Source organism: Xanthomonas sp. MLO165, assembly GCF_018831305.1.
Lineage (GTDB): Bacteria > Pseudomonadota > Gammaproteobacteria > Xanthomonadales > Xanthomonadaceae > Xanthomonas > Xanthomonas arboricola.
Genome location: NZ_CP029263.1, coordinates 4255740 through 4273290, shown reverse-complemented (window position 1 = coordinate 4273290; position 17551 = coordinate 4255740). Strand labels below are relative to the sequence as shown.

Sequence of the window (17551 nt, the reverse complement as noted above, 5' to 3'; positions counted from 1 at the left end):
GCTCGCTCAGCGAGCTCCGATCCTTGGCCGCGCCCCGGAAAACCTAGGTGGCACCGGACCGAGATCTACGACCACGCCAACGATCCCCAGCCCCAAGGCGCGGTTCAACCGGACCCGACAAATCCCGAATCCCGAATTCCAAATCCCGGCACTTGCCCCCTCGCGGTCGCCTCAGGCTAGAATTGACGGCCATGTAAACGTTTTCTCAAGGATCTCATGGCTGCTGATCGTATCGAAACCCTGATTGCCCAGATGACCGTCGAAGAGAAGGTCGGACAGTTGGGTGTGTTCGCCGACATGGTGCGGCCGTTCGCGCCGGACGTGAATCCCGAAGCCAATGTGCTCAACGCCGACGAGGTGCTGCAGCAGGTGCGCGCAGGCCGGGTCGGCTCGTTGTTCAATGGCGTCGGCGCCGCGCTGGGCGTGCAGATCCAGAAGGTGGCGGTGGAAGAAAGCCGCCTGGGCATCCCGGTGATCCTGGCGGCGGACGTGATCCACGGCATGCGCACGGTGTTCCCGATCCCGCTGGGCGAGGCGGCCAGCTTCGAGCCCGAGCTGGCCGAGCGCACCGCGCGCGCCACCGCGATCGAGGCGACCGCCGCCGGCCTGCACTGGACCTACGCACCGGCCGTGGATATCGCGCGCGATCAGCGCTGGGGCCGTGGCGCGGAAGGCGCCGGCGAAGACGTGGTGCTGGGCGCGGCGTTTGCCGCCGCCCGCGTACGCGGCTTCCAGGGCAGCGATCTGAAGGCCGACGATTGCCTGCTGGCCACGCCCAAGCACTTCGCCGCCTACGGCGCCGTGGCTGCGGGCATGGAATACAACACCGTGGACATCGCGCCGCAGACGCTGCGCGATGTGCACCTGCCGCCGTTCAAGGCCGCCTTCGATGCCGGCGCACTGACCGTGATGTCTTCGTTCAACGACATCAACGGCGTGCCGGCCAGTGCCAACCACGAATTGCTGACCGAGATCCTGCGCGGCGAATGGCAGTTCCCCGGCGTGGTGATTTCCGACTACACCGCCGACATGGAATTGATTGCGCACGGCTATGCCGCCGATGAGCGCGATGCGACCAAGAAGGCGTTCCTGGCCGGCCTGGATCTGAGCATGCAGAGCGGCTTCTATGCCGCGCATCTGCCGTCGCTGGTGGAAAGCGGCGAGGTGCCGATGGCCACGCTGGATGCCAGCGTGCGCCGCATGCTGCAGCTCAAGGAGGCGATCGGGTTGTTCGACAACCCGTACCGTTCGCTGGATCCGGCACGCGAAGCCGACACCGCGCATCTGCCCGCGCACGATGCGTTGTCGCGCGATGCGGCGCGGCGTTCGATCGTGTTGTTGAAGAACCAGGGCGAGGTGTTGCCGCTGAAGAAAAGCGGGCAGCACATCGCGTTGATCGGGCCGTTCGTGCAGGACCGCGAGAACATCGAGGGGTGCTGGACACTGTTCGGCGACAAGCAGCGCTACGTGACCCTGGAGCAGGGTGTGCGCGCGGTGGTCGACAGCGAGCATCTGACGGTGGTGCCGGGCTGTGGCCTGGAAGACGCGCTCCCGGGCGGTATTTCCGCCGCCATCGATGCGGCGCAGGCCGCCGACGTGGTGGTGCTGGCGCTGGGCGAGCCGCAGCGCTTCAGTGGCGAAGCGCAGTCGCGCACCGAGATCGTGTTGCCGCCGGCGCAGCAGGCATTGGCCGAAGCCATCGCCGCCACCGGCACGCCGATGGTGGTGCTGCTGCGCAATGGCCGCGCGCTGGCCCTGAGCGGTGCGGTGCGCGATGCCGATGCGATCGCAGTGACCTGGTACCTGGGCACGCAGACCGGTACCGGCGTGGCCGACGTGTTGTTCGGCGACTACAACCCCTCCGCGCGTCTGCCGATCAGCTTTCCGCAGGTGACCGGGCAACAGCCGTATTTCTACAACCATCTGCGCACCGGCCGCCCTGAACTGCCGACGCTGTCCGAGTACAAGGCGCGCTGGCGCGAGATGCCCAACGAGCCGTTGTATCCGTTTGGCCACGGCTTGAGCTACACCACCTTTGCGTATGCGCAGCCGCAGCTGAGCAGTGCGCAGCTGGGCTGGGACCAGACCCTGACCATCACCACGCGCGTCACCAATACCGGTCGCGTGGCCGGCGAAGAAGTGGTGCAGCTATATGTGCACGATCGCGTGGCCAGCCGGGTGCGCCCGGTGCGCGAACTCAAGGGTTTCCGCAAGGTGTTGTTGCAGCCTGGCGAAAGTACGGACGTGGTGTTCACCCTGACCCGTGACGCACTGGCCTTTACCAACCACAAGAATGTGTTTGGCGCCGAGCCGGGCGTGTTCGATGTGTGGGTGTGCGCCTCGGCCAAGAGTGGCGAGGCGGTGACGTTCGAGTTGCTGGAGGCCTAAACACCCGCAGGCGTGGTAGGGCGCACTCACGCGATACGCAGCGGAGTGCGGCTGCTACGCGGAATTTGAGATGACGGTGGCGGACGTGGCCCAAGGGCGCGCCGTCATCGGGTCAGAGAAGATGTAGGCGCGTGCCTGGTCGATGTGGGACCACGGGGTTGCTCGCATCTGCGCGTGTCGCGCCATGCACCGCACCGGATCGAACGCGGCTTCGCCGCGAAAATCGTGGCCACCGCCAGCACGCATTCGACGCGTGGCGGTGGCACGACTCCCCTGGGCGCGATCTTGCGGAGTTATGCCTCGTTCTCGACTGCTGCCTTGCTCTTGGGCGTCAGCTTGAGCAGGCGCCCGGTGCTGCCGCTGGCTTCGTCTTCCAGCAACCACAGCGCGCCGTCCGGACCCTGTTCCACTTCGCGAATGCGCGCGCCCATGTCGTAGCGGGCCACCTCGCGCGGCTGATCGCCGAGCGAGACCTGCACCAGCGACATCGACGACAAGCCGCCGATAAAGCCGTTGCCGCGCCACGCCGGGAACTGCTTGCCGCTGTAGATCACAAAGCCGGCTGGCGAGATCACCGGTGTCCAGCTGATCTTGGGCGCGGCAAATTCTGGGCGGGTGTTGTGATCCGGGATCGGGGTGCCGTCGTAGTTGTCGCCGTTGGAGACGATCGGGTAACCGTAGTTGGCGCCGCGCTGGATCAGGTTCAACTCATCGCCGCCGAGCGGGCCCATCTCGTGTTCCCACAGGCGCCCCTTGCCGTCAAAGGCCAGGCCGAGAATATTGCGGTGACCCAGCGACCACACCTGCGCGGCAACGCCGCCCTGCGCAGCGAACGGGTTGTCGGCCGGCACGCTGCCGTCATCGTTGAGACGGATCAGCTTGCCGAGATTGGCTTGCATGTCCTGGGCGGGGGTGAACTTCTGGCGTTCGCTGGAACTGATCCACAGCTTGCCGTCCGGCCCGAACGCGAGCCGGTGGCCGAAGTGGCCGTTGCCGGTGACCTTGGGATCCTGGCGCCAGATCACCTTCAGGTCCGACAGCGTGCCGCTGCCGCTGGCATCCAGCGTGAGCTTGGCGCGTGCCACCGCTGCGCCGCGTGTATCGCCCTGTCCCGGTTCGGCGTAGCTGACATAGACCAGGCCATTTTTGGCAAAGCGCGGATGCGCCAGGACATCGCCAAAACCGCCCTGTCCGCCGTACGCCACCGCCGGAATGCCGGTAATGGCGCTCTTGCGGTTGGTCTTCAGGTCCAGCCGCATCAATGCGCCACGTTTTTCGCTGACCAACAGGCTGCCGTCAGGCAGGAAGGTCATTGCCCAGGGTTCGTCGAAATCGGCAACGGTGGTGGCCTGGAACGGCCACTGCGCCTTGGGAATGGCGGCCGCCGGCGCGACGGCAGGCGCGGCACATGCGGTGGCGGCGGTGAACAAGCTGGCCGAGCAGGCCAGGGCAAGCAGACGTCGGACAGACATGAGGTCCTCCAGGGAATGGGCGCAGTGACGTTGCAGCCCTCCCGCAACGTGTCCTGCGTCGGGTTTTAAAGTACCTTACACGACGCCTTCAAGGCCGCCTTGTCGTAGATCACTTTCTTTGTGAGACGTGTGCGTCCCACATTACCGCTTCACCATGAAAAGGAGTTTCCATGGCTGCCACGCAAAAAACGTCACCTGCTTTTATCGCCGCATCCTGGGCTGCATTGCTGCTGGGCGGCATTGCCTACCTGGTCGGGCTGTGGAACGCGCAGATGATGCTCAACGAAAAAGGCTATTACTTCACGCTGCTGTTGTTTGGCCTGTTCGCATCGGTGTCGTTGCAGAAGAGTGTGCGTGACCGCGCAGATGGAATTCCGGTGACGGGCCTGTACTACGCGATCTGTTGGTTTTCGCTGGTCATCGCGCTGCTGCTACTGGCAATCGGCTTGATCAACGCGACTTTATTGCTGAGCGAGAAAGGTTTCTACGCGATGGCCTACGCATTGAGCCTGTTCGGCGCAGTTGCGGTGCAAAAGAACACCCGCGATGCGATGGATGTCGCCAACGCATCGCATTACTCACGCGCAGTACCGCCGCCGCTGGACTGATGCACTACAGACAGATTGATACAACAACGCCACCTCGACGGTGGCGTTGCTGTCTTCAGGGCTTGGACTTGTTGTCGCCAGTCACGAAGTCTGTTGCATTTTCCCAGGCACGCTTGACGGCGTGACGGGCCTTGCTCCAGCTCAGGCCATCGGTACCTCGGTTGGCTTCCCACTCGCGGTGCAATTCCGCTTCCACCTGATCGTAGGCGCGGGCGTTTTCGCGGATGCGCGCTTGGTGTCCTGCGAGATAGGCGCCCTCGTAATCTTCGTAGCGGTCACCTTCGGTGTAATACGGTTCTTCGGTGAAGCGCTCGCGCCAATAATTGGACACGTTCTGGCTGCGGTCTTCGTCCGGTGCGCGGCCCGGAATCTGATACGGCACGTTCATGCTCGTCTCCGTGTTGAATGTGCGCCCTAACCTAGGCGGGCAGGTGTTAAATCCGTTGCCAGGACAGGTGAGGAGGGCATCAAGGCATGCTGCACTTGGTGACGCTCTCTGGCGCGCCCTTGCGCGACACGGTGCGCCGCGCCCAACGATTCAGCCGGTGGTCGGCGCGCGTCACGTCGCTGCCGATGCAGCTTCGTATGGTAGTGGCGTGGCACCGGCGGCACGCAGGCTGGCTTCGGCATGCTGCAGCGAGGGCTCGTCGGCGTCGATGATGACCAGGACGCGCCCTGCCTGGATTTCGTCCTCGAATTGGCGGCGGACCGGATCGGGGACGGTGGCGCCGATCAGTGCAGACGACCAGGTGCCGACCAGGGCACCTGCCAGTGCCATGACGCCGGCGCCGGCGATGGTGAGGCCGATCGGAGGCACGGCGATGGCAACCAGTCCGGCGACCAAGCCCGCAGCGCCCCCGGTGGCGGCGCCGCGCGCGGCAGCAGGGAGAAAATCCGTCTTGGCATCCTTGCGTTCATCGGGAATACCTTCCAGCTCGATATCCGAACGGGCAATCAAGGACAGCGCATCGTTGTCGATGCCGGCGCTGCGTGCGGCCTGCATGACGCGTTGCGCACTTTCGATATCGGGCGTGCTGTAGACACGGCGCAGTTTCATCGCAAGCTCCCATGCAGGTGAGAACTGCAGCGTTGGACGGGCACGGTTAGTCGTGCGTGATCATTGTGCGAGCGTCCTGCGAAAACCGCTAAGCAGACTTGCGCGGAAACAGGTAAATCAGCCAGCCCACCAGCAATGCCACCCCGGCGGCCGCCAGGTTCTGCCAGCTGGCGCTGGCCAGCAGGCCCAGCGACAGCAGCAGCGCTGCGATGGGAATGGCCGGTCCGCCAGGCAGGCGCAAGGTGTCGGTGCGTTGCCGGTAGCGACGCGCCAGCACGATCACTGCCGCAGCAGTGCCGATGTAGGCAAACAGCCGCGTGACCATCGACAGCAATGCCAGCTGCGTAAACGAGCCGGACACCGCCAGCGCCAGCGACAGCACGCCCTGGGTCAGCACCGCCGCAGCCGGGGTGTGGAAGCGCGGATGCACACGTGCCAGGAATGCGGGGCCGTAGCCATCCTGTGCCAGCGCGAACAGAAACCGCGGCCCGAGCATGACCGTATTGCTGGTGGTGCCGAGAATGGAAATGGTGGCACCCACGGTGAGGATCAGCGCCAGCGCTTCGCCACCGAAACGGCTTGCGGCATCGGCCAATGGCGTGGGCGAGGCGGCAAGATTGGGCAGCGTGCCCTGCGCGACGACCTGGACCGCGGCGTAGATCAAGGTGACGGTGACGATCATGGTGATCAGCGCAAACGGCACGTCGCGGCGTGGGTTGCGGTATTCGCCAGCGGCCGCAGGAATGTTTTCAAAGCCTGCATAGGCAAACAGCAGCAGCAAGGCCGCTTCGCCCAGATTGCCCAGGTCGCGCAGATCCGGCGTGGTGCCGGCAAAGGCCCACGACCAGTCCACGTAGAACAGACCGATGGCCACGAACAGCAGCAACGGCACCAGCTTGCCGATCACCAGCGCGATGCCGGTACGCGCAGCCGATTTCACGCCGATCACGTTGATGGCGGTGAGCAGACCCAGGGAACCGACGACCACCAGCAAGCGTGCCCAGTGATCGGTCGCCACGGTCGGCCAGAACCGCGCCACCGCATCGGCCAGGCCGTTGCTCAATGCCGCTGCCGAACTGATGCGCGTGAGCCAGATCATCCAGCCGATCTGAAAGCCGACAAACGGGCCGAACGCCTCACGCGTGTACAGGTAACTGCCGCCCGGCGTGTCGAAATAGCTGGCCGCCTGCGCGTAGCACAACACCAGCAACGCCACCGCCAGACCGGCCAGCATCACCGCCCACAGGCTCATCGGCCCCAGCAGTGCCGCGGTGGCCGCGGGCAGCAGATAGATGCCGCTGCCGATGACATCGTTGATCGACAAGCCGACGATCTGCCAGCGGCTGACCACGCGGACCAGGCCAGTGGAATCGGGTGCAGGAGCCGGGGTGGTCATCGTGCCGCCTCCTTCAATTCGGGCAACTGCCAGTGGGCTTGCAGGCGTGCATATTCGGCACGTGGCAACAGCACGAACAGCGGTTTGTCGTCTGGCTTCAACCAGGCCAGCAGGCGTTGCATATCGGCCGGCGCCATCGCGGTGCAGCCGGCGGTGAACTGGCCCGGCGTGCGCCACAGGTGCGCGAAGATGCAGCTGCCGCGCCCGGGAACCGCGTCAGGATTGTGGGCGATCACGAAGCCCTCGCTGTAACGCGCATCGCCGGGATGTTGCAGGTCCAGGCGCATCGGTTCGGTCGACCCGGCCACTGCGGCCTCACCGACCTGCGCGGCATCGACGATGCGGTTGTACAGCGGCGAACTCGGCACATCCATGCAGTAGTGGGTGGCGCGCATCGCCTGGTATGGCATGGCGCTGTCGATCTGCTGGGCATAGCCGAAGGCCGGGCCGATCGCGAATACACCGGCCGGGCTGCGGCCGTCGCCTTCGCGCTTCTGCGGGCCTTGCGCCTGCGCCGGATGCAGGCCATCGCCCCAGGCACTGCCATGCCGCCCGAGCGCGACCGCGAAGCCCGGTGCTGCCGGTTGCCAGTGACCGTCCACACGGGTGAATGTCTGCAGGCGCGCCTGGGTGCTGTCCCAGTCCGGCGTGGTCACCACGATCAATGCGCGCGCTTGATTCAGGGCATCGATCGGCCCGGCAGCGACGGCAACGCTGCCGCAGCTCGCCAGCGCCAACAGCACAGCGGATCGAAACAAGGTGGCAAGGCGCATGCAGGCTCCGGGGGGAATGGGTCGAGCGGGGGACGAGTCTGGGGGCGATACATGGTTGACGGAGACAGTACGCTGCTTTGGTGCCGCGTTGGGCACACCATCATGTCGCTACTGTACTCAGCAATGTGGCCGTGTGTCGCATGCGCGCGCCTGGTTTGTGCGACTGCTTGGCCGGGCTTCGAGTGTGTTTTGTTGTTCTGGGAGAGTTGGCCTCTGTGGCTGGCTGGCTGCAGAGCGGCTGATCTGGGGCATGGTTGCAGGGCCCTTGCCCGCCCACCATCGCAGGACACGCCGCAAGTACATCCTTGTAGGCGCTTACGCGGCATCCATGCCGCGTAAGGTCCCCGCGACCGTGAGCGGGCAAGGACCTGTCGAGATGATCGGTGTGCATGGTGCAAGCAATGCACGACGTTCGCTGTCGGGGTGACTGCGTGTGCAGAAGTGGTGAGGCATCGCGCCTGGACCAATGCGGCCTGGAGACCCTACTGACGTTTTAAGCCGGCAGGAGCTCCAGCCCGTGGATGCGGCGGATGCCCAGGCCGGGCGAGTCGTCGATATGGATCTGGGCATCGTCGAAGTGCACGCCGCCCTCGGTAGGATCGAACTGCCCGAGCGCGGGCGCATCCAGATCCGCCAGGGTGATGCTGCCGGCCTTGGCCACCGCCAGATGCACTGCAGCAGCCACGCTGATGCTGGATTCGATCATGCAGCCGATCATGCAGGGCACGCCGTACAGGCCAGCGATATCGGCAATGCGGATTGCGTTGGATAGCCCGCCGGTCTTCATCAGTTTGATGTTGACGATATCGGCGGCACGGCGCTGGATGAGGTCGATCACCTGGACCGGCGAGAACACGCTTTCGTCTGCCATCACCGGCGTGTCGATCCGCGCGGTGACAAACGCCAGCCCGTCGATGTCCGCGGCCTTGACCGGCTGCTCCACCAGTTCCATCACGATGCCGGTGTGTTCCAGCGTACGCATGGTGCGTACTGCCTGTTTGGGCGTCCAGCCCTGGTTGGCATCCAGGCGCAGCGATGCGCGGCCAGCGACAGCGGCATGTATCGCGGTGATCCGCTCGAGGTCCGAGCCGCTGTCCTTGCCGACCTTGATCTTCAGTGACCGATAGCCGCGCGCAAGCGCGGATTGCGCCTGCGCCACCATCACGTCGATGCTATCGACGCTGATGGTGATGTCGGTGGTGATGCGCGGCATGCCACCGCCGAGCGCCCGGTAGAGCGGGGTGCCCAGGGCCTGCGCCCAGAGGTCGTAGAGCGCGATCTCCACCGCCGCCTTGGCACTGGTGTTGCGCTCCAGCGCGTGTTGCACCAGCGCGCATAGCCGGTTGAGATCGGCCACGTCCTGGCCGATCAACGTCGGCCCGATGCAATGCTGGATCGCAGCGATGATGGAGCCGTGCGTATCGCCGGTGATCGGGGCGGTGGCCGGCGCTGCGCCATAGCCGATGTGGCCGCTGTCGGTCTGCAGCAGCACCACCACATCCTCGATCGCCTGCACGGTACGCACTGCTGTCTTGAACGGGGTCTTCAATGGCACGCGCAGCATGCCGAGGCGGAAGCCGGTGATCTTCATGGAGAGCCAATCGGTGCGATGCGTTGGATGCGGGTGATGTGGTCGATGAATGGTGTGCCGTCGCTGGCGAGCAAGGGCAGCAGCGGCGTCACCGACACACCGTTCAAGCGCGCGCGCTGCACGTTGCCGGCTGCGTCGCGGTAATTGGCGCCGGCCACGTCATGGATCACCCATGGCGCACCGCGCTCGTGTCCGATCACCAGCATCACATGACCAGGGATGTAGATCAGGTCGCCGACCTGCAGCCGGGCAAGTTGTTGCAGGCGCTGCGGCAGTGCGGCCTGCGCCTGGAACGGAACGCCCAGCAGCGCAGGGCTGCGTGCCTGATCGCCGGTATTGCGCGGCAATGCGATGCCCAGGCTGCGATACACATCCAGCACGAAACCGCTGCAGTCGCGCGCATCGTAATCGTTGCCCCAGCCATAGCGTTCGCCGAGAAATTTGAACGCCTGCTGCAACAACGCTGCATGCGTGGCCGGCAACGGGCCCTCGCGCACGTCGGCACCGCGCGGGATCAGTGCCGGCACCAGCTGCAAGCGACCCTCGCTGTTGCGCAGCGGTAACTGCACGACATGGGCGGCCTGCGGCAACTGCCCGTTGACCGGCTGCTGCGGCGGCCAGTCGCCAAGCAGTGGCACGCTGGTGCCCATGTCCAGCGCCAGTGCGGAGATGGCGGGTACCTCCGGGGTGTAGGCGCTTTGCACGCGTGCGCCGGTGACCACCAGTCGTGGGCGGCGTTGTGCATAGTCCAGCACTTCCTCACGCGTGCCCACGGCAATCCGGTCGGCAGCGATCCAGGCCGCATAGTTGGCTGCCAGCACAAAGTGCCATGCACCATCGGCGCTGGTGTGCAGCACCGCCACCGGCGTGCCGGGGTAGAGCGCCGATTCCTGGAAGCGGTCGATATCGTGGTCGTCGGTAGTGCTGAACACGCGTTGCGCGGTGGGGAAGGTGCGCAGTGCCGCGCGCTGCACCACCAGTGCGAATCGTGGCGTGACCTGCGCAGGCAGTGCATCCAGTGCCAGGGCGTGGCGGAGCGTCGCAAGGCGGGAGGCATCGATGCTGCGACCCTCGCTGTCGTACAGCGCACGCGTCGGCATGGCCGACAACGCTTCGATGCGCGCGCGCACCTCGGCCGCTGGCAGCACCTCGGCCAGCGGCGACAGGTCGTGCATGGAGCCATCGTCACGCAGCAAACGCGCATTGAAGCCGGCGATCTGTGCGGCAGTCATACGCAGCGTCTGCGCGTTGTCAGTGCGCTGGATCCAGTAGTCGGCGGTCAGCTGCGCATCGCTGGCCGCAAACGGTGCCGTGTGCGATATCGGGTTGGCAGGCGTTGCCGCAGCGGCATCCCAGGACAGTCCGATGACCAGCAGCAACAACGTCAGCAGGCGGCGCGACAGTGGCATGAAGAGGGCTCTTGATGGGATACAGCGACTGGCGAGGCTTTTTACAGGGAATCACGACCGCAGGCGCGCGGACCTGCGCCGGCCTTTAGTGTACGCATGCGCATTATCACGGGTACGTGTCGCATGGCGCAGCGGCGCTGCAAGGTCTGTCGGTCTCTGCACACTCGCAGTCTGTCTGCCACTGGCCGCAGCCGCATGCTGCATGCCATCGTTCGCACGGCAGATAATGGGTACATCGCCTGCGCGGCCCATCAGGGTGCTGGTACAGCGCAAGCCCTTGCCGTTTTGCCAGGAGAATCCGGTGTCATCTGCTCCCACGCTGTCGCCATTGCCCTGGCTCCGTGCCGCGCTGTGCCTGGTGGTGCTGTCACTGGGGGCGTGCGCGCATGCGCCGCAGCGCAACCCGCTGGCCCAGTGGGTGCCCTCGCCCAACTACGACGCGCGGCGGCCGATCCTGATCGTGCTGCACTTCACCGACCAGCAATCGGTGCCGCAGAGCCTGGGCACGCTGCGCGGGCGCAATAGCGGCGGCCGGGTCAGTGCGCACTATCTGATCGGCGAGGATGGCGCGCGCTATCAACTGGTCAGCGACGACCAGCGCGCCTGGCATGGCGGCGCCGGGCGCTGGGGCACCATCACCGACATCAATTCCGCCTCGATCGGCATCGAACTGGACAACGACGGCAGCGAGCCGTTCGCGCCCGCCCAGATCGACAGCCTGCTGGTGCTGCTGGACGACCTGTGCACCCGCCTGCGCATTCCGCGCACGCAGATCGTCGGGCATGAAGACGTGGCCCCGACCCGCAAGAACGATCCCGGCCCGCTGTTTCCGTGGAAGCGCCTGGCCGACGCCGGCTTCGGCCGCTGGCCTGCCGCCGATGCCCCCGCCGCGCCGGCAGGCTTCGATCCCTGGCAGGCGCTGGCCCTGCTCGGCTACAGCCTCGACGATCCCGCTGCGACGCTGCAGGCATTTCATCATCACTACCGCGGCAGCGACGCCCGCACGCTGGATGCCGAGGATTTGCGCATCCTGCATGCGTTGACCGGGCCGCTGCGACCACTCAGCGTGCCAGTTACTGCCAAGCAGCTTGAGAGCGAAGGCTCATAAGTGCATCGTGGTCGCGTTCGCCAGCGCCATCCTGGCGACCGATTCGGGCGTGATGCCTGATGTGCAATGTCCCCATTGATTACAAGGGAAAAAACGATGAGGCAAATCAGGTCGGTGCGGACATTGCGTCGGCGGGTTCGGGGAGCGGTATGTCAGGCACTGCTGTCGATCGTGGTGGTGCCGTTGGTTGCCGCAGCTGCCGAGGTGCATGTCTCTTCGGCAACAACCGCCGCACAAGCCGGTCTGGTCAATGTGCACGGCCTTGCGCCCGAGATCGCGGTGGACATGCGTTATGCGGGCAGCAACAACTTCACCGGGCGTGTGGTGCCGGGGTATGAGGCGCCCACGTGCTATTTGCTGCGTCCGGCGGCGGAGGCGCTGGCACGGGTGGCGCGGTCCCTCAAGTCCCAGGGATATCGACTGCAGGTGTTCGACTGCTACCGGCCGGTGCGGGCGGTGCAGGCGTTCGTGGCCTGGGCTGCGGATCTGCAGGATCAGTCGACCAAGGCGCAGTACTACCCGCGTGTGGACAAGCGCGCGCTGTTGGGCGACTACATTGCCGAGACTTCGGGGCATAGCCGTGGCGCAACGCTGGACCTGGGCCTGCTCGATTGCCGGCAGGGCCCATGCCAGCCGGTGGCGATGGGCACCGACTTCGATTTCTTCGATGCGCGTGCGCATACCGATGCGCGCGACATCAGCCCCGCTCAGCGTGCCCACCGCCAGCAGCTGTTGCGTGCCATGGCGGCGGAGGGATTTGCCAACTATCCGATGGAGTGGTGGCATTTCACCTTCCGCCCTGAGCCGATGCCGGATACCGCGTTCGATGTGCCGGTCAACTGAGCAACCGCGCCGCAGGCGGTGACTCGGCCACCGGCCTGTCCATGTTGTGCATCACCCCAAATCGCTGCAAGGAATTGCCATGTCCGACCCGGAACGCTTTATCGATATCGCCTGCCCGTATTGCGGGGAGTGGATCACCCTGGCGCTGGATCTGACCGGCGGCGACCAGCACTACATCGAAGATTGCCAGGTGTGCTGCAAGCCGATCTCGGTCAGCGTGCAATGGGATGAGGAAGGCGAGGCGCAGGTGAGTGCGCGCGGGCAGGACGATGCGTGAGCGCGGCGTGCCGCAGTATCGGGCACTCGTAGCGCCCGGCCGGTCCGCGTTCGCGTAAGCGCTCGCGCTTGCTGCTTGGGCCGGGATCCATCACCCGCAACCGCTAGACTGATGCGCCTGCTGCCTGGATCGTCACGATGAATCTGCCTCTGCACTTCGGTCTGCTCGGTTCGCTGGAGGCTGGCCTGATCGCGTTGGTGCTGGGCGTACTGGTCTTCGCTGGGGTCGAGCACATCGGCCGGCGTGTGCACTTCACCCATGGGCACACCCTGGGTATTGCCTGTCTGCTCGCGGTCGCCATTGGCGGCGGCTACGACATCTGGAATCTCGTCTACACCAGCATCGTGCGGCTGGAGTCGCCGCTGTACGCGCGCCTGGCATTGGCCAAGATCCACGATCCCAACGAATTGGGATCGCGGGTGATCCTGGAAGTGGCTGGGGCGATCGCCGGTGTGGTGCTGGGTTGGAAACTGTTCAGCTCCGGAAGCTGGGATGACGAGGCACCGAATGCGTAAATTTACGTTATGAAATGGGGCGCGGTTCGCATATTTCGATGCATTGAATGAGCTGCTTCTGTTTGGCTCACCGATGTCTAACAGATGGCTAGGCGCAAATGTCCGACGCGTGGTTAAGAGGATGTTTTGCGCGAAATTGCGGCGGGTTTTGCGTTCATTCGTGCTGGGTAAGGTGGGGCCATGTGCGGCGACACCGCGCATTCCCAAGCCAAGGAGACCACCCAATGAAGAATCGCAATCGCACCTCGCTGCTCGCCGCCGCTGCCGCTCTTGCCGCCGCCCTGGCGCTGCCGGCGATGGCGCAGAGCACGCAGCAGGATGCCGCCGCGACGTCGGCCCAGTCGGGAAGCTCTGCCACGAGCGCGGCACAGCCTGCGCAGTCCGGCGGCGGCCAGACCTGGGCGAGCGTCGACACCGACAGCGACGGCGCCATCAGCACACAGGAGGCCCAGGTCAATGCCGGGCTCGCGCAGATCTTCAATGACGCCGATTCCGACAAGAACGGCAAGCTGACCCCGGACGAATACAAGGCATTTGTCGCCAAGCAGCAGGGCGGCGCAGCGGGTAGTGGGTCGCAAGGCAACTGAGGTAGTAGGTAGCAAGGTAGTGAGTTCGTTTGCTGACGTGTTTTTTCGACATCAGGAGGCAGCTTTCGCAATTGCAGTCATTTGAGCAGTTGTTGTCGTTTGATCCGTGGCATCGCTTCGTGGATGCCCGTGATCGGCAAGTAGCAGCATGACCACGTAACAGGATGGACACGCGGGAGCGATCTGCCAGGGTCGCTCCCGTTTTCTTTACGTGCACCGCGCTAGATTGCCCGCTCGTCCCTTCGGCACACTCTCATGCTGCTGCGTATCGCCATGCTGGTCGGCCTGTCGAGTCCACTGTGGGCGCTCGCGGCGCCGCCGGAGTTGCCACCAGCCAACCCGTCGCGTGCGACCTCCACCACAGGGCCGGCAACACCGACAATGGCGCCGTTGCCGATCGACCCACCACCGCCTGCCACAACACCCTTACTTCCGGTCGATGCTGCAGCGCCATCGGCTGCCAAAGGCGGTGCGGAGGCCGCACTGGCGCCGCAGGCCGGCACGTTGGCGCCACGGACCTTCCGCAGCCTGGACAGCGACGCCGACGGCTCATTGACGGTGGCCGAAGCCGGCGCCGACCCCGTCCTGCGCGAGAATTTTGCCGGCTTCGACAGCAATGGTGATGGGCGCCTGTCGCGCGACGAATTCGCCAGCTACCAGCCCGGTCCAGGCGACGCCGCGGGGGATTGACCGCGGCAGCACTCCAGTGCGCTGCTAAACTGGCGCGATGACCTCTTCTGCACAGCGCGACGGCCAGGCGATCCAACTGGTCGGCTTCGACGGCGACGATACCCTCTGGAAAAGCGAGGACTATTACCGCACTGCCGAAGCGGATTTCGAAGCGATCCTGGCCGATTACCTGGATCTGGGCGACAGCCGCATGCAGCAGCACCTGCTGGCGGTGGAGCGGCGCAATCTCAAGGTATTCGGCTATGGCGCCAAGGGCATGACGCTGTCGATGATCGAGACGGCGATCGAACTGACGCAGGCGCGCATCGCCGCACGCGACATCCAGCGCATCGTCGAGATCGGCCGCGCCACGCTGCAGCATCCGGTGGAGGTGATTGCCGGCGTGCGTGAGGCGGTCAGCGCAATTGCCGCCGACTATGCGGTGGTGCTGATCACCAAGGGTGACCTGTCCCATCAGGAGCAGAAGATCGAGCAATCCGGTCTGGCCGATCTGTTTCCGCGCGTGGAGGTGGTGTCCGAGAAGGATCCCCAGACCTATGCGCGCGTGTTGGGCGAGTTCGACCTGCCGGCGCAGCGCTTTGTGATGATCGGCAATTCCTTGCGCTCGGACGTGGAGCCGGTGCTGGCCATCGGCGGCTGGGGGATCTACACCCCGTACGCGGTGACCTGGGCGCACGAGCAGGAGCATGGCGTGGCCGCCGACGAGCCACGCATGCGCGAAGTGCCCGACGCTGCCGGCTGGCCGGCGGCAGTGCATGCGCTGGATGCAGTGGCCCGGCAGCACGCGCTAAGCTGACTTCCGTCGCGGCCAGCGCCGCGACCTGGATCTGCCGGCGCAACCAGCGGCGCCCAGCAACAGGACGTTTCCGGTCAGGCGCGAATGCCTGGCCGACTAGGAGGGATCACCGATGCGCATGTTGTCGTTTACCTGCCGTGTCAGCCTGACCGTATTGCTGGCTCTGTCAGGCGGCGTGCCGTCACTGACGGCTGCCGAGCTCGAAGAAGAAGTCATCAACCCGAGCGAAGTGATCTTTCGCGACGGTCAGCCTTACTACGACGATGGCGGCAACTATGTCCGCCTGCGTACGCGTCGGGACGCGGGAGAGCTGGTGTATTTCCGCATGGTGCGCTTCGACCGCGAGCAGGGCTATGTGGATGCCCAGGGCCAGAGCATTGCGACCTTGCAGACCCGGCCGGACCGGCACGAGCGCAGCAGCGTATTTGCTGTCGACGGATATTCGGGCGAGCGCTACGGCCCATACGGCGGCGACGCCCGCGCATACCTCGGGTATGGCGCCGGGCTGCGGCTGGGCGCGTCGCGCAACCGCCCCTCCGGCCAGATCTATTACGGCAATGGTCTGTACGGCCCGGACCCTTACAGCAGCCCGCACAATCGCGATGCGCGGCAGCGTTACATCGGCCCGGGCTATGTGGGTGCCTGCGATCTCAGCGGCTGCCGCGAAGTGCACTACGGCGGCTTTTACGATCTGCGCTGAGCGCGGCCGGCGCCGCTGTGTGCGCGCCACACATGCGAATGCTCGTGGCGGTCCGGCGTCATGCATCCGTTCCGACTCGGGGCATCCCATACGGCTGGCGCGCTGACGGCGCGCCGCCTGTGTCGGTGGCGCAAGCGCTCGGCCTGACAGCGACGCGGGCATGCGGCATCATCGGCGCATGCCTTCACTGCTTACCTCGCCGTTGCGATCCCTGCCGCTGCTGAGCGCGCTGCTGCTGCCGATGCTGGCAGTTGCGCAGACGTCGCCTGCGCCTGCCGCTGCGGCACCGGCTGCTGCGCCGGCAGTGACGCCAGGCACCGGCGATGCCTGGGTGGATCAGCATCTGGCCGACATGGGCAGCTACGCACAGCGCTACCCGGACAGCTTCATCGGCGAAGTTGCGCGCTACACCGGCACCCCGCGCGGCTATGTGCAGGCGTTGTTGCAGGTGCATGGCTGGCACGCCGGCGACATCTATTTCGCCTGTTTCTGGGCGCAGACGCTGCAGTTGTCCTGCCGCGACACCGTGCGCGCCTACAGCCGCGACCATCATGACGGCTGGGAGGGCGTGATCGCGCGGCTGTCGGTCACGCCGGAGACCGTGCATATGCGCGCGCTGCGGCACGCCATCGTCGCCAGTTACGACCGCTGGGAACGTCCGATCACGCTGGACGCGCTGCTGCGCCGCCAGCTCGGCGATCACGCGCAACGGCTGGAAGCCGCGCGCCAGGCCAGCGAGGCGGCCGAGGCAGCGGCGCAGGCCGGGCTTTAGAACGGCTGGCAAACCGACGGCGTAGCCGCCAGGCGGGTGCGGCCGTGCTCGGAACCGGCGTGTACCACTCGTACGCTGCGTTTCCTGCGCGCCGCCCACGCACATCCGGCGGCTGCCGGCTCAAGGTGGTGTCGGCTACCGGTGCGGCAGCGTGCTATTCGGCGTCAACTCGCTGCAGGTAGAGGCACCGGAGCTGTGCCAGCCGTTCGATGCGTGCCGGGTCAGCCTGAGCCTGGACGAGGCTGGCGGCCCCTCTCGCTTGTTAGCCATCCTCGGAGCGACCCACAAGATGACTGCGCTTCCGGCCACACGGGCGCAGCCGGCATTAAAACCGACATGGACCACGCCGTGCGCTGCGGTTCCGAGCTTTCCCACCATCCGCATCCAGCGGACGACCGCTCGCCAAGGATCGCCAGCCGCCACTTGATGCGTTTTACGCCTTGTTGGAACCCGCGCAGTGGCGAGGCGTGAGGTGACCAACCGGCTACGCTCCTGTCTGCGCGCCAACACAGGCGCCGGCATGCTGCCGTGCAGCTGGCCGCCGCAGGGCGCGGTCGGCGAGAATGCCG

At 65.6% G+C, this 17551-nt stretch carries 18 protein-coding genes, 1 other RNA gene and 1 pseudogene; 13 read left to right on the top strand and 7 right to left on the bottom strand.

The genetic code is table 11. The features are described from left to right. Nucleotides 1-216: 216 nt before the first annotated feature. Entirely contained in the window at nucleotides 217-2388 is a 2172-nt protein-coding gene (locus DGN21_RS17915; RefSeq protein WP_024938858.1) for a glycoside hydrolase family 3 N-terminal domain-containing protein, read from the top strand. Nucleotides 2389-2681: 293 nt separating this feature from the next. Here DGN21_RS17915 and DGN21_RS17910 read toward each other — a convergent pair whose 3' ends face one another. Then, entirely contained in the window at nucleotides 2682-3860 is a 1179-nt protein-coding gene (locus DGN21_RS17910; protein ID WP_126966504.1) for a PQQ-dependent sugar dehydrogenase, read from the bottom strand. Between the two features lie 170 nt (nucleotides 3861-4030). Between DGN21_RS17910 and yiaA the strand changes: the two genes are divergently transcribed. Beyond that, nucleotides 4031-4468, top strand: coding sequence for an inner membrane protein YiaA (gene yiaA / locus DGN21_RS17905; protein ID WP_046344757.1), 438 nt, complete (start codon nucleotides 4031-4033; stop codon nucleotides 4466-4468). A gap of 55 nt (nucleotides 4469-4523) precedes the next feature. On the opposite strand, the gene DGN21_RS17900 is transcribed toward yiaA, so the two are convergent. The 6 genes from DGN21_RS17900 to DGN21_RS17875 form a co-directional block, all read right to left on the bottom strand. Next, the gene (locus DGN21_RS17900) at nucleotides 4524-4856 is read right to left on the bottom strand and encodes a hypothetical protein (RefSeq protein ID WP_102256994.1); all 333 of its coding nucleotides are present in this window, start codon (nucleotides 4854-4856) and stop codon (nucleotides 4524-4526) included. Between the two features lie 171 nt (nucleotides 4857-5027). Beyond that, nucleotides 5028-5525: a hypothetical protein gene (locus DGN21_RS17895; RefSeq protein WP_016902823.1), complete on the bottom strand. Its 498-nt coding sequence runs from the start codon at nucleotides 5523-5525 to the stop codon at nucleotides 5028-5030. An 88-nt stretch (nucleotides 5526-5613) separates the two neighbouring features. Then, nucleotides 5614-6921: an APC family permease gene (locus DGN21_RS17890; RefSeq protein ID WP_024938862.1), complete on the bottom strand. Its 1308-nt coding sequence runs from the start codon at nucleotides 6919-6921 to the stop codon at nucleotides 5614-5616. After that, complete coding sequence (locus DGN21_RS17885; RefSeq protein WP_126966505.1) at nucleotides 6918-7694, bottom strand: L,D-transpeptidase family protein; 777 nt, start codon at nucleotides 7692-7694, stop codon at nucleotides 6918-6920. Before DGN21_RS17885 ends, DGN21_RS17890 begins: the two co-directional genes overlap by 4 nt. A 493-nt stretch (nucleotides 7695-8187) precedes the next feature. Further along, nucleotides 8188-9285, bottom strand: a complete 1098-nt coding sequence (locus tag DGN21_RS17880; RefSeq protein ID WP_104593652.1) for a dipeptide epimerase — start codon at nucleotides 9283-9285, stop codon at nucleotides 8188-8190. After that, on the bottom strand, nucleotides 9282-10694 hold the full coding sequence (locus tag DGN21_RS17875) for an SH3 domain-containing protein (protein ID WP_215825010.1): 1413 nt from the start codon (nucleotides 10692-10694) through the stop codon (nucleotides 9282-9284). The genes DGN21_RS17880 and DGN21_RS17875 overlap by 4 nt, the downstream gene beginning before the upstream one ends. A 301-nt stretch (nucleotides 10695-10995) precedes the next feature. Here DGN21_RS17875 and DGN21_RS20240 point away from each other — a divergent pair, with 301 nt between their 5' ends. The 11 genes and pseudogenes from DGN21_RS20240 to DGN21_RS17825 form a co-directional block, all read left to right on the top strand. Further along, nucleotides 10996-11802: an N-acetylmuramoyl-L-alanine amidase gene (locus DGN21_RS20240; RefSeq protein ID WP_160955063.1), complete on the top strand. Its 807-nt coding sequence runs from the start codon at nucleotides 10996-10998 to the stop codon at nucleotides 11800-11802. Nucleotides 11803-11898: 96 nt separating this feature from the next. Beyond that, nucleotides 11899-12645 carry a M15 family metallopeptidase gene (locus DGN21_RS20235; protein WP_237474966.1) on the top strand — a complete coding sequence of 249 codons (747 nt, stop codon included), beginning with the start codon at nucleotides 11899-11901 and terminating at the stop codon, nucleotides 12643-12645. Between the two features lie 79 nt (nucleotides 12646-12724). Beyond that, nucleotides 12725-12922, top strand: coding sequence for a CPXCG motif-containing cysteine-rich protein (locus DGN21_RS17865; RefSeq protein WP_115511710.1), 198 nt, complete (start codon nucleotides 12725-12727; stop codon nucleotides 12920-12922). Nucleotides 12923-13059: 137 nt separating this feature from the next. After that, nucleotides 13060-13437 (top strand): hypothetical protein, encoded by a 378-nt coding sequence (locus DGN21_RS17860; protein WP_024938866.1) that lies wholly within the window; start codon nucleotides 13060-13062, stop codon nucleotides 13435-13437. 224 nt (nucleotides 13438-13661) lie between these two features. Continuing rightward, entirely contained in the window at nucleotides 13662-14024 is a 363-nt protein-coding gene (locus DGN21_RS17855; protein WP_065033001.1) for an EF-hand domain-containing protein, read from the top strand. Between the two features lie 285 nt (nucleotides 14025-14309). Then, nucleotides 14310-14714: an EF-hand domain-containing protein gene (locus DGN21_RS17850; protein ID WP_024938868.1), complete on the top strand. Its 405-nt coding sequence runs from the start codon at nucleotides 14310-14312 to the stop codon at nucleotides 14712-14714. A 37-nt stretch (nucleotides 14715-14751) separates the two neighbouring features. Then, on the top strand, nucleotides 14752-15510 hold the full coding sequence (locus DGN21_RS17845) for an HAD family hydrolase (protein WP_126966508.1): 759 nt from the start codon (nucleotides 14752-14754) through the stop codon (nucleotides 15508-15510). Between the two features lie 112 nt (nucleotides 15511-15622). Beyond that, complete coding sequence (locus tag DGN21_RS17840) at nucleotides 15623-16210, top strand: hypothetical protein (RefSeq protein WP_126966509.1); 588 nt, start codon at nucleotides 15623-15625, stop codon at nucleotides 16208-16210. A gap of 160 nt (nucleotides 16211-16370) precedes the next feature. Next, entirely contained in the window at nucleotides 16371-16982 is a 612-nt protein-coding gene (locus DGN21_RS17835; RefSeq protein WP_126966510.1) for a hypothetical protein, read from the top strand. 59 nt (nucleotides 16983-17041) lie between these two features. Next, a non-coding RNA gene (locus DGN21_RS17830) (sX9 sRNA) lies at nucleotides 17042-17119 on the top strand. Further along, nucleotides 17107-17232 (top strand): annotated as a pseudogene (locus DGN21_RS17825) (beta-ketoacyl-[acyl-carrier-protein] synthase II); the annotation flags it as partial. The gene DGN21_RS17830 and the pseudogene DGN21_RS17825, both read left to right, overlap by 13 nt. Nucleotides 17233-17551: the final 319 nt, after the last annotated feature.